The sequence below is a fragment of the Agromyces laixinhei genome (assembly GCF_006337065.1).
Taxonomy (GTDB): Bacteria; Actinomycetota; Actinomycetes; order Actinomycetales; family Microbacteriaceae; genus Agromyces; species Agromyces laixinhei.
On sequence record NZ_CP040872.1, the window covers coordinates 860,098 to 886,788 of the forward strand.

The following is a 26,691-nucleotide window of genomic DNA, read 5'->3' on the forward strand; positions in this document are numbered from 1 at the left end:
GCTGCGAAAGGATGTGATAAGTCGTTTCCAGGAGCTTTTCCTAGTCGAGATCGCGCAGAATGCTCATGAACGGAGGCATTCGCTTACCGACGGGTGGCGGATCGAGCTTCTTCAACTCTTGAGCCAGCTCATCGCTGTTGAGCCACGTAGCAAGGTTGGAGTAGTGCTCCTTGCGTTTGTGCGCCGAGTCAACGCGGAATCGATCGATGCCGCCCTGCACCACGAAGATCCACTGCAGCGTGACGGCATGTTCGAGCGACGCCCGGGCAAGCGCGACCGCCTCCGAGCCGTAGCCCGTTCTCACGCGTACTCGGTATCCGTCGGCGTAGCGGACAGTGCGTGCGATGATCCCGTAGATCAGCAGGAACTCGTTCGCATGAGGTCTGAGTACGTCATAGCTGTCGGCGACGCGCAGGTGCGCGACGCACTCATCGATCCAGGCTTCGAGCGCTGCCTCAGACGGTTCGGTCACTTGCCGAGCATACGAAGACGCTCGGTGGGCCAGGTCACCGCTCCTGCGTGGAGCTGCTTCGAACTCTTGACGCCGGAGTCGACTCGTCTAATAATAGACCGACGGTTGGTTTATTGGCAGGGGAGGCGCGAACATGGCCCGCACGATCGACGTCAGGGCTCATCAGAGGAAGCGCGGGGCGATTCTGGACATTCTCGAGCGCCTCATCGCGACCAAGGGTTACGACCAGTTGACGATCGCCGACATCATGAGCGGCGGCGCCATCTCGAAGGGCGCCTTCTACCACTACTTTCGGTCGAAGTCCGAGGTGCTCTCGGCGCTGCTCGAGCGCCGCGTCAACGCCTGGCGGGACGTCCTCATCCCCGTCGTCGAGGCCGACCGGCCGGCACTGCCCCGGTTGCGTGAGTTCTTCCATGTCATCGCCGAGCAGAAGACGACCGACAACGCCTTCCTCCTCGAGGTGGCAGCACCGGTCTTCGCGGACGAGAACGTCCTCGTCTACGCGCGGACCCGTCGGGCAGCCGCGGAGCTGTTCATACCGCTCGTGCAGCAGTTGCTGGAAGACGCACGGCGCGAAGGATCCGTGCAGATGGATGACGCGGAGGCGACGGCCGAGGTGGTGATCTCGCTGATCCAGGACCTCTCAGACCGAATCGGCCGCGCTCTGGTGGCGATGGCGCAGGGGGCGGATGAGCCGAACCGTCTGCAGCGGATCGCAGCGGCGCACCTCGATGCTCTTCATCGTGTGCTGGGCGTCGAGCCGGGGGTGCTGGACTTCCTCGAGCCGGAGATGCTGGAGGCTTGGGCCGCGGCCGCGCAAGGCAGACAGATGGAGAAGAGACGATGATCGAAGTCCACGCGCTGCACATCGGAGACACCAAGGTGCCGTTCGGGCAGTTCTATGGCGGTACGGAGGGGGAATGGCTCGGTCTGCGAGCCGTGGCCAGCTTCCTGAGGGACAAGTCGCACTACATCTCGGTGCCGATCTACGCGTTCCTGATCGACCACCCAACGCACGGTCGCGTCCTGGTCGACACCGGCATCAACTGGGATCAGGCACACCACCACCGCGAGTACTACGACGGGCCCCTGCTTCGCGCCGCGTTCGATGAGGACGAATACCAGCTCGAGGACGGCCAGCAGCTGGTCCGCCAGCTCGCCCGTCGCGGACTCGCGCCTGCGGACATCGACGTCGTCGTGCTCACCCACCTGCACGAGGACCACCTCGGCGGGGTACGGGACCTCCTCGGCTCGCGGGTGATCGTGTCCCGCAAGAACTGGCAGGCACGAAACCTCGGGATCTTCCCATTCCGCCGGACGCCGTCGCTCAAGGGCGTCCTGACCGACCCCGAGCTCGTCGACTTCAGCTCTGGACCCTACGGGCCGTTCACAGCCAGTCAGGACCTCTTCGGCGATGGCTCCGTCGTCCTGCTGCCGACCCCGGGCCACGCGCCGGGGCACCTCAGCGTCTTGATCAACGCGGCCGGGTGGCGGCTGCTCTGCGTCGGCGACACTCTCTACACGGTGCGCCACTTGGCAAGTGACCAGCTCCGGCCCATCATGCTGGGCAAGAAGGCGCAGCACCGCCAGCTGGACTCCATCAACCGGATCCGCGACCTCGTCCGAGCCACGCCCGACCTGCTCCTCGCGCCGGGCCACGACCACACCGAATACGGCCCGCTCCTCGAGCGTGCCTTTCGGGGCACGCCCGACGAGGCCGACATCGCGTCGCTGCGGAAGTTCCTGGCGCAGACCTTCGACCCCGACCTGACCCTGCGAGAGCCGAGCATGCCCACCTTCGCCCCGGCCGTCGGCTCGCCCTTGGGCACGGTGGAGTTCCGGGACCGTCGTTCCGAAGTCGTGAAGGGCTGATCCGATGCCCCATCGCATCGATACGCATCAGCACCTCATCCCGCCCAGCTATGCCGACTGGCTGAACGAGCGCGGCATCCGCCCGGGAGGCATCGAGCTGCCCGCGTGGAGCCCGTCGCGCGCACTGCGGTTCATGGACCGGCACGATGTCGCCGCCGCAGTCCTGTCGGTCTCCACCCCCGGCGTCCACCTCGGCGACGACGTGGAAGCGCGTGCGTGGGCGCGGACGGTCAACGAGTACACCGCGGACCTTGTGCGGGACCATCCGCACCGGTTCGGGTTCTTCGCCACCCTGACGTTGCCCGACGTGGACGGCTCTCTCAGCGAAGCACAGTACGCCCTGGACGCGCTGGGCGCCGACGGGGTCGTCCTGCTGGCCAACAACCACGGACGCTACCTCGGCGACCCGCAGTTCGAGCCGCTGCTCGCCTACCTGCACGAACGGCGGGCCGTCGTCTTCATCCATCCCGGCGAGCTCCCGGCCGCACCGGTGCCGGAGATACCGTCGTTCGTCGCGGACTTCCTCCTCGACACGACGCGAGCCGCGGTGAGCCTCGCGTTCTCCGGTGCGCTCGAGAGGTTCGACGGCGTCCGGTTCATCCTCGGGCACGCCGGCGGCTTCCTGCCCTATATCTCCTACCGCGTCATGCTGGCCATGGCGCAACGCGCCAGCCCGCTCGTCCGGGCCGCGACAGTCGCCGCGCCAGATCGCATGGTCCCGCGCCACCTGTCGGTTCTGCGACGGTTCTACTACGACACCGCCCTCTCCTCGACGCCGGCGGCTCTGCCGAGCCTGCTCGAGATCGCCGACTCCACCCGGATCCTGCACGGCACGGACTTCCCGTTCGCCCCACCTGCGGCCGTGCGGTTGATGAACCGCTACTACGAACGCGCTCCCCTGAGCGAACCGATCCGGCGCTCGATCGACCACCAGGCCGCCGCCCAGCTGTTCCCCCGGCTCGCCGGCCGATTTCAGGGATTGGAGGATAGCCATGCCCAGCGTTCTGCCTCTTGAGGTTCTCGTCGTCGGGGCGGGCACCACGGGGCTCACCGTCGCCACCGAGCTAGCCCGCCGCGACATCCCGGTCAAGGATCATCGACATGTCGGCCGAGCCCGGCACCCGGACTCGCGCCCTCGGGATGCAGGCACGGACACTGGAACTGTTCGAGCTTCATGGCATCGTGGAGGCGCTGCTTGAGCGCGGTCTCCGGGCCGACCGGTTCAACGTGTTCAGTGAACGCCGGCGCATCCTTCGGGCCGACCTCTCGGAACTCCCGACCGCGTACCCGTACCTGTTGATGATCCCGCAGAACGAAGCGGAGACGATCATGGCCGACCGCCTCGCGGATCACGCCGCTATCAGGTCGATCCACCGATCGAATCGGCGCCGCCCGGCGCCGTGCTGGTCGTAGACGGACTGTTCTTGCACCGCGACGAGCTGGTCGACGCGTGGGACTTGTGGGTGTACCTGCAGGTGCCCTTCCCGGTCTCGGTGACGCGGATGGCGGGCAGCAGCATCTAGATCGACGGGCGCCACCCCCGCTGTGAGCGGATGGCACCGGTGATTCGCCGAACGATGACTTTCAGCTGCTGAGACTGCGCCGACGTCAGTGAGTCGAATACCAGCTGCCGCACGAGTTCAACGTGCCCCGGTGTCGCGGCGCGAACGACATCGTGACCTTTGCTGGTCAGCGTTGCGAGGGTGATTCGACCATCGGTCGGGTCAATGGCGCGACGAACCCGACCTTCGCTTTCAAGCCTGTTCACCGCCCGCGAAAGCCGCGAGAGCGTGCTGTTCGCGAAGCCGGCGAGATCACTCATGCGAAGGGTGCCGCCGTCGGCTTCAGAGAGCGCGAAGAGAATCCCGAAGTCGAAGTGACTGATCTCGGAATCGCGCTTCAATTGCGTGTCCAGTTCGGCGGGTAGCCACTCGAGGAGTGTCGCAACGGCGGACCAAGTCTCGAGCTCGTCGCGATCGAACGCGTCAGCTGGTTCCGGTGCGGCCATGCGTTCACCCTACGCCATGACTTGTCTAGGAAAGTAAAACGACTTACAGTCACTTGTTCGGGAAAGTATCTACGGCTGCTCTCACAGCAGGAAGAAAGGCATAACGAAATGAATCTCGAACTCGCCGACAAGACGGTGTTCGTCAGCGGTTCCACCCAGGGCATCGGCTACGCCGTCGTCGAGGCGTGCCTGGCCGAGGGTGCCTCGGTGATCGTCAACGGGCGCGATGAAGAGCGCGTGGCTGAAGCGGTCGAACGGCTCCGCGCCACGGCTCCTGGCGGGAACGTCTCAGGGATTGCGGCCGATTTCGCCCATCCCGGTCAGGTGCAAGCACTCCTCGACTCGATCGGGGCGGTGGATGTGCTGGTCAACAACGTCGGGCTCTTTGATATCGCACGCTTCGCCGACATCCAGGACGAGGAATGGTTGCGATACTTCGAGATCAATGTGATGAGTAGCGTTCGCCTGTCGCGTCGCCTCCTCGAACCCATGCTCGTGAAGGGGTGGGGGCGGATCATCTTCATCGGCACTGAATCGGCGGTCGACGTGCCGAGCGACATGATCCACTACGGGGCCACGAAGGCTGCCGCGCTCGCACTGAGCAACGGACTCGCGAAGCTCACGCGAGGCACCGAGGTCACGGTGAACACGGTGCTCGGCGGGCCGACCTACTCCGATGGTGTCGCATGCACGGTTGAGCAGATCGCATCGGCGCAGTCGATGTCGCCCGCCGAGCTGAAGTCGTCGCTCGTGCGCAGCTCTTCGCTCATTCAGCGATTCATCGAGCCTGATGAGATCGCCAATCTCGTGGTCTATCTCGCCAGCCCCCTCTCCTCGGCGACCAATGGCGCTGCGCTCAGAGCGGACGGCGGTGTGCTTCCCACAATTTGAGCGTGGGCGGTGGTGATGCCGACGCCAGTTCCGCCTCATCGCTCGGTGCCCATTTTCTGCAGCTGGCCGTGTGACAACTCCGCCACACGTTTCCGTATGCCAGTTCCCCCTCATCGGTGGATGAGGGGGAACTTCATCGGTGGATGAGGGGGAACTGGCATATCGGTCGTGGCTCTCCGGTGGATGTGGGGGAACTGCCATACTCGTCTCGTTCTGGGCGGATGAGGCGGACCTGGCATACCGATTCGCGGGAGCGTGGCCGGTGGGCGAGTTCAGTCCCGGACGGACGCGTCGCATGCGCCGCTCACTCCTCGACGAGTTCGCTGCGGATGCGTCGCAGGTCCTCCATGAGCGAGCCGATGAGGATCCAGTGTCCCGACTTCGGCGGGCTGATCACGAGGGGTGAGGTCAGCGCCGGGATCGCCGAGGTGAGCGGCTCGGGGTCGACGTCGGCGAGGTGCACGGCGAGCCGAACGTCGTGTGCCGCCCGGCGCAACTGCTCGGCGATGGCGCGCACGGTCGGCTCCTCGGCGAGCGCGTCGTCGTAGTGGTCGAAGAACGCCCGCGTCATGCCGATCACCTGGGTGACGATCGGGCCGAGGCGCTCGAGCAGCGTGCGCAGCTCGGCGAGATCGGTGCGGTGCGCGGAGCGCCTGGGGTTCAGCGTCAGCGATTCCTCGCCCGTGGCGATCGAGGCATCCGCTGCATCGCGCATCGGCCGCATGAGGCGCGCCTCGACCATGAGTCGCTGCAGGTCCGCGGGCGCCTGCGGGGTCTCGAGGGCGGTTGCGAGGCGGTCGAGGGATGCCGCGAGCTCGCTGCCGAGGAGCGACAGGTCGCGCCTGGCGGGGGCGACGGCCACCGGCGGCACGATGAGGGCGTTGACGACGATGCCGATCGCGGCCCCGATGAGGGTTTCGATGACGCGGTCGATCGCGTACTCGGGCGACGACGAGCCGAGGGCGAGCACGAGCATCGCGCTGATCGCGACCTGGTTCGACGTGCCGGGCGACATCTTCAGCGCCCACGCGATGAGCATCGCGATCACGATCGTCACGAGGATGATCCAGCTGTTCTGCCCGAAGACGAGCGAGGCGGCCGTGGCGACGACGACCCCGAGGATCACACCGATCGACCGCTCGATCGCCTTGCCGAACGACTGGTTCACGCTCGGCTGCACCACGAGCAGCGCGGCGATCGCGGCGAACACGGGCAGCGGTCCCGGGATCAGCCATCCCGCGACGAGCCACGCGGCGATCGTCGCCGCCGAGGCCTTCGCCACCTGCAGGATGGGCATGCGCTTCGAGACGCGGAACGTGCGGGTGATGCCCATGCGAGCCACGCTACAGAGTGTCGGCCGACCCGACTATCGTGGCGCGCATGGCTGACATCGACGCCGACCTCGCCCGCCTCGGCACCGAGTTCCGGCAGTGGCGCGCCGTGAACTCGTTCCGCACTTCCGACGACGTTCCGCGCATCGAGCGCCCGGCGGGCTGGGTGCCGCGATTCGCGCCCGAGGCCGTCGAGCAGCAGCGGCGCGAGCTCGCCGACTTCGTCGCACGATGGCGGGCGACGGATGCCGCGGCGCTCGCGATCCCCGATCAGGTCGATCACCGGCTCCTGGGGTCGGCCCTCGCGCGGGTGCGCTGGGAGCTCGACGTGCTGCGCAACTGGCAGCGCGACGCCGTGTTCCTCACGAGCCAGGTCCTCGGCCCGTGGTTCGACCTGCTGCTCGAACCGCCGCCGTTCGGCGTCGCCCGCCAGGCCGACCTCGTCGCGGTGCTCGCTGCCGTGCCCCGGGCCGTCGACCAGGCGATCTCGAACCTCGAGCGTGCCGGGGTCGCTGCGCTCGCCCGGGTGGCCGCAGCCGAGCTCGCCGGCATCGGGCCGCGCCTCGCCGAATCGGTTGCGGCCCTCACCGCGCACGTCGATGCGGCGACGGCGACCGCGCTCGCCGAGGCGCAGCCCGCCGCGAGTGACGCGCTCACCCGGTACGCCCGGTGGCTCGAGGCATCCGCTCTCGGCGACGAGGTCATCGTGGGGCGTGACGCGTTCGTCTGGTACCTGCGGCACGTCGCGCTCGTCGCGGCCGAGCCCGAAGAGCTCGTGCGCTCCGCCATGCAGGAGTACCGGCGTGTCGTCGTCGCCGAGACGATCTCACGCAACCGGCACCGCGACGTTCCGCCGGCGCCGCTTGTGCACGACGTGGCGGCCGAGGTCGCCGACGAGGCTACGGCAGAGGCCGAGGTGCGAGCGTTGTACGAACGCGAAGGTCTGCTCAGCCAACCCGAGTCGCTGCGCCACTACCGGTTCGCGGCGTACCCGGCCTATCTCGAGCCGGTCGCCTTCCTCGGGGTGACCGACGACCTCGCGAACGAGCGGTCGCGTGAGCGCGCCGCGGTGTCGTACGTGCCGCAACCGGCCGCCGATCTGCCCTACTTCGACGCCGCGAATGCGCGTGACCCGCGGCTCGGCATCATCCATGAGGGGGCGCACGCCCAGCAGCTCGCGCTGTCGTGGGGGCACCCGCGTGCCATGCGGCGCCACTATGTCGACTCGGTCGCGAACGAGGGCATCGCGCACTACAACGAAGAGCTCATGCTGGCCGCTGGGCTCTTCGGCGATGCGCCGCACTCGCAGACGACCGTGCACAACTTCATGCGGTTGCGCGCGCTGCGCGTCGTCGTCGACGTCAGTCTCGCGACCGGTGCGTTCACCCTCGACGAGGCGATCGACTTCTTCGTGCGGCTCGTGCCGATGGATCGCGCGACGGCCACCGAAGAGACCTCGTACTACGTGGCGACCCCGGGCCTCGCCATGGCGTACCTCGTCGGCAAACTCGAGGTGCAGCGACTGCTGGCCGACATCGCGGTCGCGCGCGGCGACGACCTCTCGCTTCGCGAGTTCCATGATTCCGTGTGGCTGAACGGCAACGTGCCGATGTCGCTGCAGCGGTGGGAGATGCTCGGCGATCGCAGTGACGTCGACGCGCTCGACGCCGCAGGCGACTGGGTCGAGACGTTCCCGGGGTAGGAGCGCGGGCGGCATCGTGCCATGATCGGCCTGTGGCCGACCGACTGATGCTCCTCGACACCGCCTCGCTCTACTTCCGCGCGTTCTACGGCGTGCCCGACTCGATCACGGCGCCCGACGGCACCCCCGTCAACGCCGTGCGCGGGCTGCTCGACATGATCGCGCGACTCGTCACCGAGTTCGAGGCGACCCACCTCGTCGCCTGTTGGGACGACGACTGGCGACCTGCCTGGCGGGTCGAGCTCATCCCGAGTTACAAGGCGCACCGTGTCACGCGGGCGGTGCCCGGCGGCGTCGACGTCGAAGAGACCCCGCCGGGCCTCATCGTGCAGATCCCGCGCATCCGCGAGGTGCTCGGCCTGCTCGGCATCGCCGTCGTCGGCGCCCCCGAGCACGAGGCCGACGACGTCATCGGCACGCTTGCGAAGGGCGCGGCGATGCCGGTCGACGTCGTCACGGGCGACCGCGACCTGTTCCAGCTCATCGACGACGCGGCATCCGTGCGGGTCATCAATACCGCCAGGGGCATGAGCAGGCTCGAAGTGCTGACCGATGCCTCGATCGTCGGCAAGTACGGGGTGCTGCCGCAGCAGTACGTCGACTTCTCGGTCATGCGCGGTGACAACTCCGACGGGCTGCCGGGCGTCGCGGGCGTCGGCGAGAAGACGGCGGCGTCACTGCTGCAGGAGTTCGTCGACCTGGGCGGCATCAGGGCTGCGGCAGCGGATGCCTCGGCGCCGATGTCTGCCGGTGTGCGGGCGAAGTTCGCGGCGGCGGCGCCCTACCTCGACGTCGCGCCCACCGTCGTCGAGGTCGTGTGCGACCTCGATCTCGGCGAGTTCGACTCGGGCCTGCGGCCCGTCACGGGCGGGCGCCGCGACGCGCTCGAAGCGCTCACGACGGCGTGGAACCTCGGCGGCTCGGTGCAGCGGGTGCTCACGGCGCTCGACGCCGTGGCCGCAGGGTGAGTGCTCATCGAGTCGCCACCCGCTGTTCGCCCATCGGCACGCACGCGCAGGCGGTGGACCCCGCATGCGTGGATTCGGAGCCGGTGCGGGCGAGCCAGTACGACGACTTCTCGAATCTCCACCCCGTCGTCGCCCGCTGACCCGCGGGTCGGGTGGGTGCAACCGGCTCGCCCCGCAACGCCGATTCGCGTCACCTTCCGACGTCCGAAATGATCAGCGGATGCCGCGAAGGGCCCCGCGGTGTTCGCCGCGAGGCCCCTCGTGTTCGTTCAGTCGCGTCAGGCGCGAGCGCGTGCTGCGCGGGTGACGCCGAATGCGGCGCCGCCGAGCAGGAGTGCCGCGAGCGCGATCAGCATGATGCCGTTCGCGTCGACACCGGTCTCGGCGAGGCCGGTCTTCGCGGCTGCCGGCGTCGTGGTGCCTGCCGGGGTGGTGGTGTCGGCCGGTGCCGCGTTCTCGTTCGATGAGCCGCCCGGCGTGGTCGCCGCGGCGACCGTGATGCCGGTGCTCGCGACCTCTTCGCCCTCGAGCAGCACGACGACGTCGTGGTCGCCGATCGTGGTGTCGGCGCCGATCGTGGCGGGGAGCGTGAAGTCGCCGTTCTCATCGGTCGTCACGGTGCCGAGTGCCTGCACCGGCGAGTGGAGCTCGACGTCGTACTCGGTGTTCGGCTCGAAGTCGGTGCCTGTGATCGTGATGGCGCCGCCGGGCACGAAGCTGCCCGTGACGGAGAGCTCGCCGGTGTTCGGCTCGACGGGGTTCTCCTCGCAGTCGGTGGGCACCGTCGCGGTGGCGAGCACGAGGTCGCCGTGTGCCGGGCCGGTGCGCACGACGACCTCACGGTCGCCGGAGTCCTCGGGGAACGAGAGGGTGCGCGTCTCGGTGGCGTTCTCGGCGACCGCGTGGAAGTGGGTCGCTGCGCCGTCGATGTACACCACGGCCGAGGTGGTCGGGTTGATGGCGTCCTCCGCGAGGGCGACGTTCGTGATCGCGAGGTCGACGGTGCCGCAGCTCGCGGCAGCGATGGTCGCGGCGGCGTTCGCTGCGCCGAGCGCGCAGGCCGAGGAGGTGCCCTCCGCGACGACGCCGGCACCCTCGCCGTCGAACGACGTGACGGTCACCGTGTACGCCTGCTCGGTGTACTTGTCGAGGTCGAACGACTGCGAGAACGACTCGCCGAAGGCCGCGCCGTCGACGACCACGTCGCCGCCGATCTCGACGGTGACGGTGTTCGGCGTCGGGTTCGCGGGCACTGCCGGGGTGACGACGACGGTCTCGGTGACGGCGGGCTGCCCCTCGACCTCGACGTGCTTCTGGGTCACGTTCGTGCGGGTCCAGAACTCCCAGTCGTAGACGACGGTGCTGCCGCTGTCTTTGTGCGCCCAGCGGTACGCCGTGTAGGGCGACGGCGGCCAGGACCAGTCGAAGCGTGTCGTCTTGTACTGGAAGTCGGTGTGGCTCACCTCGTCGACGGCGGGGGTCACGACGACCTCTTCGGTCACCTCGGGGGCGCCCGGGTCGGTCGAGTAGTCGGTGAGGTTCACATTGAGCGAGATGCAGCTCGCGGTGACCGCGGGCGTCGACGCGGTGGCCGGTGCGGCGACACCGACGACGGCGAGGCCGGCGCCGAGCACGGCGATCGTGAGCGCAGACAGCGTTCGTTTCATGCGGGTTCCTCTTTTCACGCCGAGGCGGCTCGGCTTCACGCCGAATCGGCTCGGCTCGGGGAGTCCGCGGCGAAGACTTCGGGTCGCGCGGCGTCGGACTCGTGGGGTCGAATCGCAGTCTAGGATCGCGACTCGGCCGAAACGGACGGAAACTGCCGCATCACCCCCGGACTGGGGGAGCGATCCGCGGCGTCGCGGCGTCCGCGGCCTCACCACCGGGCGGCGTCGTCAGACGTTGACGCCGCTCGGCGCCGCCGGCCCGCCGAACCAATACGCCGGAGCCGGAAGCTCGACGCCGACCGACGCGAGCGCGATCGCGGCGAACGCGTAGATCATGATCGCGATCGTCAACCCGCCGAGCACCATCGTGATCTTCACCGCGGGCGAGACCCGCACGCCCTCGCGGCGATAGCGTGGCGAAGCCATGAATGCGATCCACATCGAAACCGTGGCGAAACCCGTGATCCACACGGTGCGCAGCGCGTCGCCCTCGAGCGGCGCGGCCACGGCCAGTGCGAGGGAGCCGACCGCCATCAGCAGACCTGTGTAGGCGAAGAACCGGGCGAACCCGATGCCGCCCACCTCATCCTCACCGGTCCACCACGGGCCGTCGAGCCCGCCGGATTCCTCGGGCCGGTCCGGCTCCTCGGAATCGCCCGGCTCCCGCGCATCACTCATGCTGCGATCGTAGAGCGGATGCCGCTCCGGCCGAGCAGCACTTCTCGGAAGCACTTCTCGGAAACGGTATGCCAGTTCCCCCTCATCGATGGCACTTCACTATCGATGTCACTATCGATGGCACTTCACTATTGGTGCCACCTCACTATCGATGGCACTCACTATTGGTGCCACCTCACTATCGATGACGCCTCACTATCGATGGCACCTCACTATTGGTGCCACCTCACTATCGATGACGCCTCATCGATGAGGCGGAACTGGCATACCACGTGAGAACCCGCATGCGACCCGTCGCCGCAGCGGGAGCCTATGAACGGGAGCCTATGAACGGGAGCCGAAGAACGGGAGCTGAAGAACGGGCGCCTATGAAACAGTTTTGGGCGTGCTCACCCGCTTCTTCTCGCGCACGTACACCTCGCGGCGAACCCGGGCGACGACGTCGCCGTCGCGGTCGGTGATCTCGGTCTCGAACCACTCGAGCACCTTGGCGCCGCCGAGGGCGCGTTCGCGCAGTTCGGCGGCCTTCTCGGGCGACACCTCGAAGTGCGCGGTCAGCACCCCGCGGCCCGGCTTGACGAACTCGATCTCGCCGCGGGTGTCCCACACGAGGTAGTCACGACCGATCTGGTGCATCACGAGCATGAAGAAGTACGGGTCGGTCATCGCCGACATCGATCCGCCGAACGCGGTCTTCACGTAGTTGCGGGTGAAGAGGTTGATGTGCAGCTCGACGGTCGCGCTCGTCCAGTCGGGAGCGAACCGCTTCACCCGGATGCCGCTGAACAGGTTGGGAATCCACAGGCTCATGCCGACGGCGAGGCGTCGAGGTGTCACACGCATGCCGTCGAGTCTTGCGCGAAGCTGTGAATATCTGAAAGCCGGTTGTCGATGATCGACAAGCGTCAGCTCAAACGAAATTGACCGGGCACGCCCGATACGCTCGTGCAGTGACTCTCGCGCACTCGACACCAAGCCAGCCGCCCCCGTTCCTCGTCTCGATCGGAAACGTCCACGCCACACAGCATCACGCGGTGACGCCGGGTGGCACCTGGCCGATCGCCGACATCAACGTCTCGACCACCGATCAGACCCAGGTGACGACGCACACGCCCGCCTGGGCGATCGTCATGGTGGTGCTGTTCATCTGGTTCTTCCTGCTGAGCCTGCTGTTCCTGCTCGCCCGCGAGTCGCGCATCTCGGGGTTCATCACCGTCACCGTGTGGGGAACCGGCGGCCAGGCCTACGTCGAGCACATCCCGGTGGCGCACGAAGCACAGCGCGCCGACGTGTTCAATCGCGTGACGTACCTGCAGTCGCTCATCGGCCAGGAACGGCACCGACTCGGCCGGTGAACGACTTCAGGTCGGCCTCGGGCGATGACGGTCGAGGTGCTGCTCGCAACACCGGGCGAAGATGCATGCGCCGAGCGCCGAACCGCCTTACCATCGGAGGAGCGCACCGGCACCCCCACCCGACGTCGCCCCGAGTCGACCCTCCGCCCCGCCGGTGCTGCACACAGGAGCCCGCGTGACGACTCATCCCGACGACCACCCCGTGCTCGGGTTCGGTGCGCCAGCGGGCGAGGCCGCGCCGCGAGCCGGCCGCCGGAGCGCAGACCCGAACGGCACGCTGCGTCCGCGGCGTCTTCCGGCGCCGGAGTGGGGGAGGCATCCGCCGCACCGCGACGGGCAGCGCTACTACCTCTGCAGCGAGGAGCCGAGCGGCGAGTTCGTCGAGATCATCATTCCGGTGACCGATGCCGGTCACATCCGGTACTTCACCACGCGCGACGGCGACAGGCTGACCGAGGTCGACGAAGACTATTTCGTGCATCGCCGAGAGGGCAACGCCCGTTCACTGCTCGAGCTCGACGCCCGCGAGATGGCAGAGTTGCAGGCCGAGCTCGACTTCGTGCGCCCCGTGCTCGGTCGCGACCCGCTCGCCGAGGCGGCGGCCGCGACTGCGGATGCCGACGCTGCGGATGCCGACGCTGCCGATGCCGAAGCCGCGGATGCCGATGAAGACGACGAAGACCAGGCGATCGAGGAGCACCACCCAGTGATTGGTTCGAACCGGCTCGAGCATGCCGAGCCCGAGGCGACCGCCATGCCGGCCACCGCCTCCAGGGTCGCGTCGATCGCACCCGTCGCGCCGGCGCCGGTACCGCCAGTACCGCCAGGATCGCCAGTCGCGCCGGTCGCGCCGGTCGCGTCGGTCGCGCCGGAGCCCGAGCAGGCCGTCGATGCCGCCGCGCAGGTCGCGCTCGCGAAGGGCATCGCCTTCGTCGCCCACCACGGCCAGCTCGATCAGGTCGGCGCCGAGTACATCGATCACCCGGGCCGCGTGGCCGAGCGGTTCGACGCGCTCACCGAGCCCGTGCTCGTTGCGGCGGCGTGGCTGCACGACGTGCTCGAAGACTCCGACGTCACCGCGCAAGATCTGCTCGAGGCCGGCGTGCAGCCCGAGGTCGTCGAGATCGTTCAGTTGCTGACGCGAAATCCGGATGTCGCGGACGACGCGTACTACGCCGGCATCCGCCGCCACCCGGTGGCCCGTCGCGTGAAGCTCGCCGACATCGCCGACAACACGGCCCCGTGGCGCGTGCGCCGACTCGACTACGCCGCGCAGGTGCGCCTCACCGAGAAGTACCGGCACGCGCGCGAGGCGCTCACCTCGACCTGATCGAGCGACCCCGCGGCATCCGCTCAGCCTGACGCGGTGTCGCTCGTCGACCGCCAGCCGACCTCTGCGCCGATGTCGAAGTAGTGGCGAAAGCTGTAGATCGTCGGATGCCACGCGTTCGGGTCGACGTGGTCGGTGCCCGGCACGACGATCTCGGGTGCGGCGTGCACGCGCACGACCTCGGCCTCGACCATGAGGTACTCGCCGAGCCCCGGCGTCGCGCGTCGCACGGATGCCTCGAACTGGAGTTTGCACTCGCGCACGCGCGGCGGCGCGACGATCTCTGATGGCTCGAAGCTCAGCCCCGACACCTCGAGCTTGTCGGAGGCGTGCCGGTAGCGCTCGGCCTTCGCGGCGGGCACCGGATGCCGCCCGGTGACCGAGGCGAGCCGCTCGACGGCCGGCCAGAGTTCGGGGTGCGGAAAACTCACCGTGAGCTCGGGCCGCTCGAGCAGGTTACGGGCGCTCTGCCCGTCGGTCTCGAGGCCGAGCACGAGCATCTGCTCGAGCGCCCAGTACGACGACGCGGGCGCGAGGTTGAAGGTTCCGTCGGCGTTGACGGTGCTCACGAGGAAGACGGGGGTGCCGACGTAGAGCATCTTCGGGCGAATGGTGAGGTGGCCGAGCTCGCTCGCGGGCTGATTCGTCATGTGATTCATCCTCGCGCCGAACGAACGCCGTCTCCGACATTGTTACGGCAGGCATCAGCGGTGCGGCACGAGCGCCTGTACCTGTAGCACCGCGCAACGAAGCCTGCCGAGAACGGGTGCTCGGTTGCGCTCGCCAGTGCGGCCGCGTACTCCTCGATCACGTACCGCGCGCCCCGCGGCGCGCGCCCGTCGGGCGGATGCCGCGGCTGTTCCCTGCGCCGAGAGAGGGGTTCGGGTGTGGGATGCTTCGGCACTTCGGCACTTCGGCACTTCGGCACTTCGGCACCGAATCCGAGAACGGACAACCGCTCCCCTGTGCATCCGGCCGCCCCGAGCTGTGCACGCGGCACGAGCTCCGAGCTGTGCATGCGGCACGACCACCGAGCTGCGCACGCGGCAGCGAGACCCGAGCTGCGCACGCGGCAGCGCCGAGCGCGCATCGCCCCCTCCCAGCGGGAACTCGACGCCGGCCGACGACCGGCGCGCCTAGGATCGAAGGCATGGCCGGATTCTGGGGCAAGAAGAAGCGCGACGAGCAAGAGCTCCAAGCTCAGGATGCCGATCTGGCGAAGCAGGCGGGCACCGCACTGGTCGCCGCCGACGAGCGCATGCGCGTCACAGCCGACGAACTCGCCTTCGCCGATGCCGAACTGGGGCACGACGCGACCGCGGGGCTGCGGCAGGCGCTCGCCGCGGTGCGGGAGCACCTGGGAGAGGCGTTCCGGCTGAATCAGCTGAATCACGACGAGATTCCCGACACCGCCGAGGAGTTGCGCACGCGAAACGCCCGCATCGTGCAGCTGTGCGAGTGGGCCGATGACGTGCTCGACGAGCACACCTCCGCCCTCGCCGAGAAGATCGCACGTGCGCGTCGGGCTCCCGAGATCATCGCCGGCATGCGAGCGGATGCCGCGCGCCTCCGCACCCGCATTCCCCACGCTCGCGACACCATCGAACGGCTCGACACCCGCTACGCCCGAGACGCGCTCGCGCAGGTGGCGTCGAACCCCGCTCAGGCCGAGCAGCTGCTCGGATTCGCCGAGCACAGCGCTGGCGTGGCAGAACGCCGCAGAGAAGCCGGGCAGCGCGAGCAGGCCAACCTCGCGCTCGAGGCCTCGACGGAGTCGGTGCGCCGGGCGGCGACGCTCCTCGACGCGGTCGAGACCTTCGAGGTCGAGGCGCTGCGGGCCGAGTCGACCCTCGCGGCGATCGTCGAGGACTCCCGGGAAGATCTCGCCGTCGCGCTCAAGGAGCCGCACACCGCCGGCGTGGCCACCGCGATCACGACGCTGCAGACTGCACTCTCCTCGCTGCCGCCGGTCGGCGTCAACACCGATCCGTTCGCGCAGCTCAGTCGCCTGCGCGAGGCCAACACGGGGCTGGATGCCGCGATCGCGGCGGCCCGCGAGCGTGCGGCGCGCCCGATTCCGCCGCTCGAGCACGTGCACCACGCCATCGACGACGCCGATCGACAGTTCGCGGTCGCTCGAGACGTCATCGCCGGCCACCGCGGCTGGATCGGCGCCGACGCCCGCACCCGACTGGCCGAGTCCGAGCGCGTGCGGGTCGACCTCGACCGGTTCCTCGGTGTGCCTGCGGCGACGGTCACCGCCATCGGCGAAGATCACCGCGAGCAGGCGATGGCGATGGCCCGGCGAGTGGCGTACCTCGCGAGCGAGGCACTGCAGCTCGCGCAGCGCGACATCGACTCCTCGCGCCCGCAGGACTCCGGTCAGTGGGGCGGCGACGGTTGGGGAGGCGACGGCTGGGGCGGCGGTCGTCGGCGCGGCGGCGGGTCCGACATGATGGGCGGCATCCTCGGCGGCCTCGTCATCGGGAGCATCCTCGACGGCATCTTCGACTGAACTCCCTCGGGCGGGGTGCTCTCCGAACGAACTCACACTGTTCAGCTCTTGAGCATCGTCATCGCGAACGGGCGAGCGGCGGGATCCGACGGGGCTCCACCTTCGTCGACGAGACCCATCGCGACGAGCACGCGCAGAACTCGATTGAAGTCGAGCACCCGTGAACCCGCACCGCCCGCGTCGCGGTGGGCCTCGTCGAATGCGAACGTGCGAACCTCGCGTTCGGCACGAGCCAGTTCGACGGCGAACTCCGCGATCTTCGAGGATGTCGACGGCGAGTATCGGGGCGCGCCGGCGTTCATCAGCCGTGCGGCCAGCACGCGCCAGAGTTCGGGCGGGCGCTCCATCACTCGATCGCGCACTTCTGCGAGTGTGTGCAGGCGGCCCTTGCTCCGTCGAAGCAGTCGGAGCGCGTGCAGGTCGTCGCCGAGCTCACCGAGGCTCGACGGCTCGACGCCGTCGGGCGCGGCGGCCAGGCGAAGGATGTCGCGGATCGGCGTGGTCACCCGTTCGGCGACTTCGCGTTCGATCTCGTGGGCGAGGAGGATTCCCGCGTCGACAAGGTCCATCCGAAGGGCTCGACGGGCAGCGACGCTCGCCCCTGCGACGGCGTCGTCGAGGGAGAGTCCGTGCTTGGCGAAGCCGAGTCGGCCCGCAGTACCCGCGCCGAACCGCACCTCGAACTCGTGCTCCAGAAGGTGGAGTTGGGCCGGATCGGCGAGTTCACCGTATGCGCTCTCTGCGAGGTCGCGCGGAATCAGGCCGACTCCCGCCACGACGGTCGCCGTGGTGGCCCCGAGAGGTCGCTTCGAACTCTCGATCGCTCGAATGCGGTGGCGCCAGCCCGGTGGGGGATCCCGGTCGTAGTCGGGTTCGTGGCGACGATACTCGAACACGAAGTCGCCGCCGAGCTGCTCGACCGCCTCGGCGACCGTCCACGCGTGCTCGCAGGCGAACTCGTCAGCGTCTGGGTAATAGCTGTACTCGCGCCACGCATCCGGACGCCGATCGCGTCGCCCGAGCGGGCGGATCCGTTCTGGCGCACCGACTCGGTTCGCCGCCCCCGGCAGATCGTGCTCGTACGAGCCGTACTCGGTCATGCGCCACCCCGGCCATGTCGAGCCGAACGCGTGGGTGCCGGTTCCCGTCCACCCGAACGCGATCACGATCGCGTCGGCGAGCTGATCGAGGCGCGCCGTGCCGTCGATGGCGATCTCGCGCCATGTCTCGTGCTCGGCACGCTCGAGGTCGAGACGCAGGATCAGTTGCTGTTGGGGGTCGCTTCGTCGACGCATGGGGCAATCCTGCGCGGCCGACGTCTTCGTCGGGCGGGCCGGCGTGAATCGGTGAACTGCCGGTGCCGCCGAGCGGGTGTGGAGGACGAGTTGACCGCGGCACAGCACGCGCCGAGACGGTGATCGTGGGGTCGCGCCACGGGTGATGCAGTGATGCAGATCGGATGATGCTATGATGCACCTGTGCGCACCACCATCACGTTGACCGCCGACGCCGACGCACTCGTGCGCCGGGTCATGCGTGAACGCGGGCTCTCGTTCAGAGACGCGGTGAATTTCGCGATCATCGCGGGGCTCGCCCCTGTCGACCGATCAGCGGCCGTCGAGACCCCGACGTTCGACCTCGGCCGGGCACGGCTGCCGCTCGACCGCGCGATCGCCCTCGCCGCCGAGCTCGAAGACGAGCAGCTGCTGCGCAAGCGGGAGCAGGGCAAGTGAGACCCGGGCGTCCGTATCGATCGGGAGGCAGCGCGCGATGAGACTCGTCGATGCGAACGTCCTGCTCTACGCGGTCGATCGCGGGGCCGACCATCACCGCGCGGCCAAGACCTGGCTCGACGCGGCGCTCCGCGGGCCTCAGACCGTGCTGTTGCCCTGGGTCAGCGTGCTCGCGTTCGTGCGCCTGGTGAGTCATCCGTCGGTGTACGAGCATCCGCTGCCGGTGTCCGACGCGCTCGACGTGGTCGACACGTGGCTCGCTGCCCCCTCGGTCGTCACACCCGAGCCTGATGCACGCCACCTGGCGCGCATCCGCGAACTGCTGGGTGCTACCGGTCGCGGTGGCAACCTCGTGAACGACGCCCACCTCGCGGCGCTTGCGCTGCAGCACCGAGCGACCGTGATCACGTTCGACAACGACTTCGGCCGTTTTCCCGATGTTCTGTGGGAGCGACCGACCGCGTGAATGGCGAGGCTCGTCGCCGAGTGGTCTCGCGATTCGAAACGGTCTTGCGATTCGCGTATGCCAGTTCCCCCTCATTGAGGCGTCACACCTCAATGAGGGGGAACTGGCATACGCGTGGGCGACGCCTCGGATGCAGCATGGCGCGACTTCGCGCGCCCGGGCGCCGGTGGCGAGAGCGAGTCACCCTTGATCGGCGCGAGCGGCACCTCCAGCATGGAACCACGACTGAAAGGAACCGCAGATGGCCATCAGACTCGACAACGTCGGCATCGCCGTGCGCGACATCGAAGCAGCGATCTCGTTCTTCACCGACCTCGGGCTCACCGTGGTCGGCCGCGACACGGTCAGCGGTGAGTGGGCCGACACCGCCGTCGGCCTCGACGGGAATCACGCGAAGATCGCGGTGCTCCAGACGCCGGACGGCCACGGGCGCCTCGAGTTCTTCGAGTACATCCACCCGGATGCGATCGAGACGGAGCCGACGCTTCCGAACGAGATCGGCATGCACCGCGTCGCGTTCGCCGTCGACGACATCGACGCCGCCCTCGCGATCGCGGCGAGACACGGCTACTCCCCGCTTCGGGGCGTGGCCACCTACGAGGACGTCTACAAGCTCACCTACCTGCGCGGTCCCAGCGGGATCCTCGTGATGTTCGCCCAGGAGCTCAAGCCGGCAGCATCGTGAGCACGGCGCGGTGAGGATCGTCGCGGCGTACCGGACCTCGGCCGCCCGCATGGTCATCACCGCTATCGGGGATACGCCGACACACGAGACGGCATCCACGATGCGGTGCGTTACCGTATCCCGAGCATCGCCCTCGCGAACGCACGCCCCTCGGCCACCGGCGGACGTGGCGGGAGCGGCCAGGCGAACACTCGGTCGTGGTCGGGGCCGAACACCGCGAGCTGACCGAGCGTGTACCAGATCGGGCGCACCAGGTAGCGGGCGTCGTCTGCAGCCAGCGGCCAGTTGTCGGGCCGTCGCCATCCGAGCGCGTCGAGGCCGCGGGCGACGGCGCTGCTCAGTGGCTGGAGTTCGCCGTCACCGCCGCACGCGACCTCGACGGCCACGAGCATCGCCGCGAGGCGATCGGCCTCACCGCGTCGGCGTTCGACGAGGGCGGTGGCGATGAAGCGCCAGAGCGCAATCGGGTCGTCAGCCAGTTTCGTGCCGTTGGCGGTGCGCAGCAGGCGCCCTTTGGCGACGCGAACGAGTCCGAACGTGCGGGCCGCCGCGCGCAGCTCGCGGATCGGGCTCGTGTTGTCTTCTCGGTTGGCTGTGCCGAACCACTCGTCGATCCAGCCGAGAGCGGTCATCCCCTCGCGCACGGTGGCCGGAGGCATCCACCCCGCCTTCGTCAGGGTGAGCCCATCGGCACCGACGCGACGAAGCAGCCACGTGAACGGGCGCACCATGCGTTCGGCCGTGTCGATGTCGATGACGACCGGGTCGAGTGCGCCGGCAGCGCGCAGCCGCCGGCGCAGCACGCTGCGCAACGGCGGCGCCAGCGCGGTGAGCAGTTCGACGAGCGGCGCGGTCTCGTCGACCGGATCGTCGTCTCGGCCGAGCACGAGCCCCGACATGTCGCTCCCGAGTTCGAAGCGCAGGCGCAACTCGTCATCGACCCCGTCGCGGTCGAATGCTTCGGGGTCGAACGGTTGCGGCAAGGCATCCGGCCACGTCGTGAACGCCACCCAGCCGGCCGCCTCGGCGTGCTCGGGGGCCCGGTCGTCGGCGAGCCTCTCGACGAGCTGGTCGTAGCCGTGCACGCCGCCCGAGTCCTCGAACGGCCCGCGGCGATCGCCGCTGACGAGCTCGACGCGCCGCTCCCACTTCGGTTGCGACGCGCCAGGCGCGTCGACGCCTTCGCGCTCGATGAGCTCGATCAGGTGCCACCAGTCGTCGCCGAAGTCGTACCAGTAGTAGATGGGGCCGCCGCTCTGATCGAAGACGGATGCCACATCGGCCTCGTGCTCGTCGATCAGCTGTTCGGCGGGGCCGGTGCGGCCGAGCGCGTCGAGCGGGCCGCCGAACCGGGCGGTGAACTCGGCGTCGTGCTGCTCCTCGGCGAGTTGGTCGTCGGGCATCCACCGTCGGACCGGGCGGCCGATCTGCGGCAGCCCCCGCGCCTGCGGGTGCGGGTCGGTCTCGGTGAATTCGTGGAGGTGGCTGTCGCGCCATCCCATCGCGATTTGGATCGCGTCGTGCAGCTCATCGAGCCGCAGCGCACCGTCGACGTCGATGGTGCGCCAGATCTCGGGCGAGCTGCGGAGCAGGGAAATGCGCAGGCGGAAGCGTTCGCGTGAAGTCACCGAAGCAGTCTGCCAGAGGGGCGGATGTCCCGTGGTCGATGAACCAGGGCCGTGAATTTCGGGTCGCCGACGAGCCGGGTCCGTGCATGCCGTCCCGCCGCGGCCGGGAGGGGCGCGTGAGAACCCGGTGCCGAAGTGCCGAAGTGCCGAAGTGCCGAAGTGCCGAAGTGCCGGAGTGCCGAAGTGCCGGAGTGCCGAAGTGCCGAAGTGCCGGAGCATTCGTGCGTCGGTCGACGTGTCGCGTTCGGGCGCACCTCGCGCCTGCATGGTCATCACCGCTATCGGGGATACGCCGACACGCGAGAAGATGGAGTGCTCGTCGTGCCGATCGGCGTGCTCGTGCCTTGAACGGGCCTCGTACTTCATTCTGCGCACGGGGTCGGTGCGCTGGCCGTCGGGCGTTCGCGTGCCCCGCGAAACGCGGTGCCGAAGTGCCGAAGTGCCGAGGTGCCGAACGCCTGCGGCACAACTCGAACGCCGAACGAAGAATCCCGACCGACCCGAAGGAGCCCCATGAATCCTCTCCACCTCACGCCCGTGCAGCTCGATCGCGCCGCGGGCGCCGTGCTCGGCTCCGCCGCCGGCGACGCGCTCGGCGCGCCCTACGAGTTCCGCCCCTCGGTGCCCGACGACGTCGCGATCGTGATGAAGGCCGGTGGCCCGTGGCAGCTCGGCGAGTGGACGGATGACACGAGCATGGCCATCCCCGTGCTGCGGGCGCTCGCCCGGGGCGCGTCGCTCGACGACGAGGCCGTCCAGGGCGGCATCGTCGCCGAGTGGTGCGACTGGGCGCGCACCGCGAAAGACGTCGGCATCCAGACCCGGCAGGTGCTCGGTCGAGCGACGGATGCCTCGGCTGCCGCCGCCCGCGACGCCGCCCGTGCCGTGCACGACGCGACGGGTCGCTCCGCCGGAAACGGCTCGCTCATGCGCACCGGGCCCCTGGCCCTGGGCTACCTCGCCGATGGCCGAGAGGCCGCGCTCGCGGCATCCGCTCGCAGTCTTTCTGGTCTCACGCACTTCGAGACCGACGCGGGTGACGCGTGTGCGATCTGGTCGCTCGCGATCCGGCACGCGATCCGCACGGGCGAGCTCGACCTGCGCGGCCCGATCGATGTGCTGCCGGCAGGGCGCCGTGCGCGCTGGCACGAGCTCATCGATACGGCGGAGCGGCTGCATCCGCGTGACATCCCCGGCAGCAACGGATGGGTCGTGGCCGCGCTGCAGGCCGCATGGGCGGCGATCGTGGGCGCCGACACCCTCGCCGGGGTGCTCGAGCGCGCCGTGCGCTGCGGCAACGACACCGACACGGTCGCGGCGATCGCCGGCTCGCTCGCCGGCGCCAGGTACGGCGCGAGCGCGGTGCCGTTCGCGTGGCGGCGGCACCTGCACGGCTGGTCGGGGGCGGATGCCGCGGCGCTCGACGCCGACGGGCTCGTGAAGCTCGCCGTGCTCGCGGCGCGAGGCGGGGCGAACGATCGCGACGGCTGGCCGGGCGGCGACCGGTTCGCGACGCCCCGCACGGGCACCCTCGTGCGGCACCCGCACGACGACGGCGTGTGGCTCGGCGACCTGCGCGGTCTCGACCGGCTGCCCGCAGACGTATCGGCGGTGGTGTCGCTCTGCCGGGTGGGTGCCGACCAGGTGCCGCAGCACGTCGGAGTGCACCACGAGGTGTGGCTCGTCGACAAGCCCGGCGCCTCGAACAACCTCGACCTCGACGCCGTCTTCGCCGACACGGCCGACGCCATCGCGGCACTGCGTGCGGAGGGCCATAGCGTGTACCTGCACTGCTTCGAGGCCCGCAGCCGCACCCCATCCATCGCGGCGGCGTACTCGGTGCGGCACCTCGGGGTTCCCGCCACGCGGGCGCTCGCCGAGGTCACGGCTGCGCTGCCGCACGGTGCCCCGCAGCCGTGGTTCACCGAGGTGGTGGAGCGGATGAGCGTAAAGGAGCAGGCATGAACGGATCAGGGATGAACGACGACGGGGCGAGCGCGAACGACGTGCTCGAGGACTACTACCCGCCCGCCGACCGGTTCCTGCTCGCGCAGACGTGGTGGATCGTCAGCGAGCTCTGCCGGCGGCATCCGCACCTGCGTGCCGGCACCGTCCAGGCGCCCGACGGCTACCGGCTCGTGCTCGTCTACGACGAACCCGACGCCTACCGCGTGCAGTTCGATCTGGTGGGCGGAGCGAAGTTCAAGCTCGGCGACGAGGTGCACACCATCAGCTGGATCGAGATGATGGCGCCTGGCAACGCGCACGAGATCGTGAAGCGCATCGAGGTCGAGTCGGGCCTCGGCGTGCCGATGAACACACCCGCGACCACGGCGCGCTCGATCGTGTACCGGGTATTAGCCGCCGCGCTCGCCGCGGGAGTGAACGACCGGCACGACTGGTATGCCGAAGAGGTGGCTTTCGACTTCGACACCGATTTCGAGCGGCATCCGGTGTTCTCGCACTTTCCGACGATTCCGGATGCCGCGGGCGGATACCTGCGCGCGCTGGCTGCGCAACTTGCCGTCGAAGAACGGGGCCAGGTCGTCTTCCAGGCGCCGATGATCGCGCTCATGCGCAACCACGTGCCGGCCGTCGTGTTCGACCTCGCGGGCGTCGCACACACGCTCGACGGCGCGAAGGAGCTGCTGCCGATGTATCGCGAGATCAACGACAACCTCACGCTCACGATGATGCAGATCGTCGGGCCATGGCTGCCCTGACGTATTGACAACCCCCTCCGAAAGGAACGCAGAACCCTATGACCAAGAAGATCGTCTACATCGACCTCGACAATACGCTCGTCGACTTCCGCTCGGCGCTGCCGCGCCTCGACCCGGCGCGTGACCGCGACACCGACGAATCCGATCTCGACGACATCCCGGGCATCTTCGCGCTGATGGACGCGATGCCGGGCGCCGTTGATGCGTTCAACGCACTGTCGAAGGAGTACGACGTCTACATCCTGTCGACGGCGCCGTGGAACAACCCGTCGGCCTGGAGCGACAAGTTGCTCTGGGTGCAGAAGCACCTCGCGACGGATGCCTCGGGCCCCGCGTACAAGCGCCTCATCTTGTCGCACCACAAGCACCTCAACCGCGGCGACTACCTCATCGACGACCGCGCCGCGCGCGGCGCTTCGGAGTTCGAGGGCGAATGGCTGCAGTTCGGCGTGGCGCCATACGAGACGTGGGCGGATGTTACGGGGTATCTGTTGGCGAATGGGCAGTCGCGAATCGACGCCGGAGTCGACGAATGATCGATCCAGCTCTGACGCCTTAACAGCAGGCTTGCGACACCGAAGAATACCTCGTGGTGCCCGAGCCGATCTGGCATCGAGATCCGGTCATGTGCCGCCTGCGCGAAGTTGTCGGCGAGGACGGCGACCTGTACTTCTGTGCGTTCGGTCTGAACGGAGCGGATCGGGCTGCCTGGCGCGGGATCAGGTTGATGTCCATGGATCCCGACAGCGGGCGATTCGAGCTGATGACTGCTCGTGGTGAGAGCCGGTTTTTCCCCGCCGAGAGCGAGGTCGCATCCGTCTGGTGGCTCGGGCGGATGCAGGATGAGCTCTGGCTCGCCATTGTCCCTCACGAGTTGCACCGTCGCTCGACAGAGTTCGTAGTCACGGATATCGATTCGGGCACGGTTTCGAATGAAGATCGGGCCGCATACCTGCGGTATGTGGGTGGCGCGAACCCTCGAAACCAACAGATGACTCGGTGGACTAGGACGGATGCCGACTTCATCATCGCGTTGGGGATGAACCTGTGATGCGCTCGGCCCCGAGTTCACCGAGCAGCACATCCACCCGCGCCCAAGCGGCGGTTTCGTGCGCGGATTCGTCGGCGTCTCGAGCGAGACGCATAAGCAGGTCGCGCACGTGGAGTTCGGCCGGCGTCAGCGCGTGTGCGAAGTCGGGGTCCAGAAGGTAGGAGTGCCCGTCGCTCGCATAGGCGAGCACGATGTCGAGGAAGATCTCTAGCTTCCGGGCAGCGTCGGCACGCTGAGCCGACGGATCCATGGAGGCTGCTTCCGAAGGCGACATCGAGATGAAGTCCAATCGACCCTGCCAGAGCTTCTCGTCGAGCGGGTCGGATGCAAGGGTGAGCACCGTGCCGAGGTGCGCCTTGCCGTCGACTGCGCGTTGTACATCGTGTGCGATCTCGTGGAAATGGTCGTCGCGCAGCCCGAAGCCCACGAACAGCAGGTGTCGCGTCATGAGCGTCGCCTTCACGAGCGCACTGAGTGCCGCACGACCGGAGTTGAACCCGAGGTAGTCGTCGCGGGTGAGCACGATCGTCTCCGGATTCGTCACGCTGCCGTGCAGCTTCAGAAGCCAGTCATCGCGCACGGATGACTCGTCGGGAAGCACGATGCGTGGTCGGCCGGCATCCCTTGCGGCCTGCTCGAAGAGGGTGTCGTAGTTCAGCGTGATGGCCTGCTCGGAGTCGAGTGAGGCGAGAAGCGCGGGGGCGAGCCCGTATCGTTTCCGTTCGACGTGCTGTGCGACGGCTGCGGAGAATGCGTGTTTCGCGGTGCCATCACGTGCCTCGAACGCGGCGCGGAGAAGGGCCGCCTGATCGAGCGGATCCCGATTCGAGAGCTGTTCGCGTTCGACGTCGTCGAGGCCGGCGTCGTGGGCGAGCCTTCGGAGAAGCTCGCTCCAGACCGGAGCGCCCGCGGACACGCTGACGCCCGAACCCATGAAGGGCACGAGTCTGCCCGCCTTGGCATGGTCGCCGAGGGTGCGGGCCTTCTCCACGAGTGCATGGTCGAGCCCTTCCCATCCATGCTCCGTGCGTCGCACGTGTTGTGCGAGCGCGTACGCCTTCTCGTCTCGAAGCACGAGCGCCACGTCGACGCCGAGGCGCTCGGCCGTGGAACCGGCTTCATCGAGAAGTACTCGCAGGATGTCGCCGCGCAACGCCGAGCCACCGCCGCCCTGAGCGCCGAAGAACGGCATCGCGAGGAGCCGCGTGGGTCGCTTGGTGTAATGCGGAGCAGCCGCTCCGGCCTCGATAAACGCTCGCACCGCGGGTCGAAGGTCGTCGGTCTGACGAACGCCATACAACGGCACGGTCGTGAGGATCGGCACCGGATCACCTTCGTGCGTGTCGAGCCTGGCAGCGAGGATCTCGTCTCGGTCGATGGCACGACGTGCGGCGGCTGGGAGGCGCCCCGCGGCATCCGGAACTGCACTGAGCCACGCATCGGCCACCTCCATCCGCGAATCGCTCGGAAGCAGCCAGGCGTCGCAGGCGAGGTTCGTGATGTCGCCGCGGATGATGAAGACGTGACTACGTGGTGCGCTATCGGGCATGTAGGGAAATACCTCGTGATGGTGTCTGTGGGCCGGCCATAGTGCGACGGGATCGGCCCCGCTTTCC

General features: G+C 68.5%; 27 protein-coding genes. 17 read left to right on the plus strand and 10 right to left on the minus strand.

From position 1 onward, the window contains the following. Nucleotides 1-40 precede the first annotated feature (40 nt). Entirely contained in the window at nt 41-472 is a 432-nt protein-coding gene (locus tag FHG54_RS04110; protein ID WP_139416143.1) for a hypothetical protein, read from the minus strand. A 133-nt stretch (nt 473-605) separates the two neighbouring features. Here FHG54_RS04110 and FHG54_RS04115 point away from each other — a divergent pair, with 133 nt between their 5' ends. From FHG54_RS04115 to FHG54_RS04130, 4 genes are all read left to right on the plus strand, one after another. Then, nucleotides 606-1,319, plus strand: coding sequence for a TetR/AcrR family transcriptional regulator (locus FHG54_RS04115; RefSeq protein ID WP_139416144.1), 714 nt, complete (start codon nt 606-608; stop codon nt 1,317-1,319). Then, nucleotides 1,316-2,344, plus strand: coding sequence for an N-acyl homoserine lactonase family protein (locus FHG54_RS04120; RefSeq protein WP_139416145.1), 1,029 nt, complete (start codon nt 1,316-1,318; stop codon nt 2,342-2,344). The genes FHG54_RS04115 and FHG54_RS04120 overlap by 4 nt, the downstream gene beginning before the upstream one ends. 4 nt (nt 2,345-2,348) lie before the next feature. Beyond that, on the plus strand, nt 2,349-3,359 hold the full coding sequence (locus FHG54_RS04125) for an amidohydrolase family protein (RefSeq protein ID WP_139416146.1): 1,011 nt from the start codon (nt 2,349-2,351) through the stop codon (nt 3,357-3,359). Nucleotides 3,360-3,445: 86 nt separating this feature from the next. Beyond that, nucleotides 3,446-3,757, plus strand: a complete 312-nt coding sequence (locus FHG54_RS04130) for an FAD-dependent monooxygenase (RefSeq protein ID WP_139416147.1) — start codon at nt 3,446-3,448, stop codon at nt 3,755-3,757. A gap of 106 nt (nt 3,758-3,863) precedes the next feature. Here FHG54_RS04130 and FHG54_RS04135 read toward each other — a convergent pair whose 3' ends face one another. Beyond that, the gene (locus FHG54_RS04135; protein WP_139416148.1) at nt 3,864-4,352 is read right to left on the minus strand and encodes a MarR family winged helix-turn-helix transcriptional regulator; all 489 of its coding nucleotides are present in this window, start codon (nt 4,350-4,352) and stop codon (nt 3,864-3,866) included. Between the two features lie 108 nt (nt 4,353-4,460). Here FHG54_RS04135 and FHG54_RS04140 point away from each other — a divergent pair, with 108 nt between their 5' ends. Then, nucleotides 4,461-5,243 carry an SDR family NAD(P)-dependent oxidoreductase gene (locus tag FHG54_RS04140; RefSeq protein WP_139416149.1) on the plus strand — a complete coding sequence of 261 codons (783 nt, stop codon included), beginning with the start codon at nt 4,461-4,463 and terminating at the stop codon, nt 5,241-5,243. Nucleotides 5,244-5,547: 304 nt separating this feature from the next. Here the strand turns inward: FHG54_RS04140 and FHG54_RS04145 are convergent, their stop codons facing one another. Beyond that, nucleotides 5,548-6,576 (minus strand): FUSC family protein, encoded by a 1,029-nt coding sequence (locus tag FHG54_RS04145; protein WP_139416150.1) that lies wholly within the window; start codon nt 6,574-6,576, stop codon nt 5,548-5,550. A 47-nt stretch (nt 6,577-6,623) separates the two neighbouring features. Here FHG54_RS04145 and FHG54_RS04150 point away from each other — a divergent pair, with 47 nt between their 5' ends. Continuing rightward, a complete protein-coding gene (locus FHG54_RS04150) occupies nt 6,624-8,276 on the plus strand; it encodes a DUF885 family protein (RefSeq protein WP_139416151.1) in 1,653 nt (550 codons plus the stop codon). A 32-nt stretch (nt 8,277-8,308) separates the two neighbouring features. After that, nucleotides 8,309-9,244: a 5'-3' exonuclease gene (locus FHG54_RS04155; RefSeq protein WP_210415467.1), complete on the plus strand. Its 936-nt coding sequence runs from the start codon at nt 8,309-8,311 to the stop codon at nt 9,242-9,244. A gap of 278 nt (nt 9,245-9,522) precedes the next feature. On the opposite strand, the gene FHG54_RS16280 is transcribed toward FHG54_RS04155, so the two are convergent. From FHG54_RS16280 to FHG54_RS04170, 3 genes are all read right to left on the minus strand, one after another. Then, a complete protein-coding gene (locus tag FHG54_RS16280; RefSeq protein ID WP_168197095.1) occupies nt 9,523-10,911 on the minus strand; it encodes a hypothetical protein in 1,389 nt (462 codons plus the stop codon). 228 nt (nt 10,912-11,139) lie between these two features. After that, entirely contained in the window at nt 11,140-11,589 is a 450-nt protein-coding gene (locus tag FHG54_RS04165) for a hypothetical protein (RefSeq protein ID WP_139416152.1), read from the minus strand. A gap of 366 nt (nt 11,590-11,955) precedes the next feature. Next, a complete protein-coding gene (locus FHG54_RS04170) occupies nt 11,956-12,432 on the minus strand; it encodes a DUF4442 domain-containing protein (RefSeq protein ID WP_139416153.1) in 477 nt (158 codons plus the stop codon). Nucleotides 12,433-12,539: 107 nt separating this feature from the next. Here FHG54_RS04170 and FHG54_RS04175 point away from each other — a divergent pair, with 107 nt between their 5' ends. Both FHG54_RS04175 and FHG54_RS16670 read left to right on the plus strand, forming a co-directional pair. After that, nucleotides 12,540-12,944 carry a hypothetical protein gene (locus FHG54_RS04175; protein WP_139416154.1) on the plus strand — a complete coding sequence of 135 codons (405 nt, stop codon included), beginning with the start codon at nt 12,540-12,542 and terminating at the stop codon, nt 12,942-12,944. Between the two features lie 175 nt (nt 12,945-13,119). After that, the gene (locus tag FHG54_RS16670; RefSeq protein ID WP_233437867.1) at nt 13,120-14,274 is read left to right on the plus strand and encodes a hypothetical protein; all 1,155 of its coding nucleotides are present in this window, start codon (nt 13,120-13,122) and stop codon (nt 14,272-14,274) included. 23 nt (nt 14,275-14,297) lie between these two features. Here the strand turns inward: FHG54_RS16670 and FHG54_RS04185 are convergent, their stop codons facing one another. Then, a complete protein-coding gene (locus FHG54_RS04185; RefSeq protein ID WP_198169783.1) occupies nt 14,298-14,924 on the minus strand; it encodes a flavin reductase family protein in 627 nt (208 codons plus the stop codon). Between the two features lie 500 nt (nt 14,925-15,424). Between FHG54_RS04185 and FHG54_RS04190 the strand changes: the two genes are divergently transcribed. Next, nucleotides 15,425-16,789, plus strand: coding sequence for a hypothetical protein (locus FHG54_RS04190; protein ID WP_139416156.1), 1,365 nt, complete (start codon nt 15,425-15,427; stop codon nt 16,787-16,789). Nucleotides 16,790-16,830: 41 nt separating this feature from the next. On the opposite strand, the gene FHG54_RS04195 is transcribed toward FHG54_RS04190, so the two are convergent. Further along, nucleotides 16,831-18,084, minus strand: a complete 1,254-nt coding sequence (locus tag FHG54_RS04195) for a plasmid pRiA4b ORF-3 family protein (RefSeq protein ID WP_139416157.1) — start codon at nt 18,082-18,084, stop codon at nt 16,831-16,833. A 183-nt stretch (nt 18,085-18,267) separates the two neighbouring features. On the opposite strand from FHG54_RS04195, the gene FHG54_RS04200 reads away from it, so the two are divergent. The 3 genes from FHG54_RS04200 to FHG54_RS04210 all read left to right on the plus strand — a co-directional run bounded on the left by FHG54_RS04200 (nt 18,268) and on the right by FHG54_RS04210 (nt 19,673). Further along, nucleotides 18,268-18,522: an antitoxin gene (locus FHG54_RS04200; RefSeq protein ID WP_139416158.1), complete on the plus strand. Its 255-nt coding sequence runs from the start codon at nt 18,268-18,270 to the stop codon at nt 18,520-18,522. A gap of 37 nt (nt 18,523-18,559) precedes the next feature. Next, nucleotides 18,560-18,988, plus strand: coding sequence for a TA system VapC family ribonuclease toxin (locus tag FHG54_RS04205; RefSeq protein WP_139416159.1), 429 nt, complete (start codon nt 18,560-18,562; stop codon nt 18,986-18,988). Between the two features lie 241 nt (nt 18,989-19,229). Further along, on the plus strand, nt 19,230-19,673 hold the full coding sequence (locus tag FHG54_RS04210; protein WP_139416160.1) for a VOC family protein: 444 nt from the start codon (nt 19,230-19,232) through the stop codon (nt 19,671-19,673). A gap of 110 nt (nt 19,674-19,783) precedes the next feature. Here the strand turns inward: FHG54_RS04210 and FHG54_RS04215 are convergent, their stop codons facing one another. Beyond that, nucleotides 19,784-21,301 (minus strand): plasmid pRiA4b ORF-3 family protein, encoded by a 1,518-nt coding sequence (locus FHG54_RS04215; RefSeq protein WP_168197096.1) that lies wholly within the window; start codon nt 21,299-21,301, stop codon nt 19,784-19,786. A gap of 513 nt (nt 21,302-21,814) precedes the next feature. On the opposite strand from FHG54_RS04215, the gene FHG54_RS04225 reads away from it, so the two are divergent. Genes FHG54_RS04225 through FHG54_RS04240 form a run of 4 tightly spaced genes read left to right on the plus strand, consistent with a single transcriptional unit; the run spans nt 21,815 to nt 25,075 of the window. Beyond that, the gene (locus FHG54_RS04225) at nt 21,815-23,266 is read left to right on the plus strand and encodes an ADP-ribosylglycohydrolase family protein (RefSeq protein WP_139416163.1); all 1,452 of its coding nucleotides are present in this window, start codon (nt 21,815-21,817) and stop codon (nt 23,264-23,266) included. Next, a complete protein-coding gene (locus FHG54_RS04230; protein WP_139416164.1) occupies nt 23,263-24,024 on the plus strand; it encodes a TY-Chap2 family putative peptide chaperone in 762 nt (253 codons plus the stop codon). The genes FHG54_RS04225 and FHG54_RS04230 overlap by 4 nt, the downstream gene beginning before the upstream one ends. A 38-nt stretch (nt 24,025-24,062) precedes the next feature. Next, nucleotides 24,063-24,560: a 5' nucleotidase, NT5C type gene (locus FHG54_RS04235; protein ID WP_139416165.1), complete on the plus strand. Its 498-nt coding sequence runs from the start codon at nt 24,063-24,065 to the stop codon at nt 24,558-24,560. A 56-nt stretch (nt 24,561-24,616) separates the two neighbouring features. Further along, nucleotides 24,617-25,075, plus strand: coding sequence for a hypothetical protein (locus FHG54_RS04240; protein WP_139416166.1), 459 nt, complete (start codon nt 24,617-24,619; stop codon nt 25,073-25,075). Here the strand turns inward: FHG54_RS04240 and FHG54_RS04245 are convergent. Beyond that, nucleotides 25,050-26,624: an SIR2 family NAD-dependent protein deacylase gene (locus tag FHG54_RS04245; RefSeq protein ID WP_139416167.1), complete on the minus strand. Its 1,575-nt coding sequence runs from the start codon at nt 26,622-26,624 to the stop codon at nt 25,050-25,052. The genes FHG54_RS04240 and FHG54_RS04245 overlap by 26 nt on opposite strands. Between the last annotated feature and the right edge of the window lie 67 nt (nt 26,625-26,691).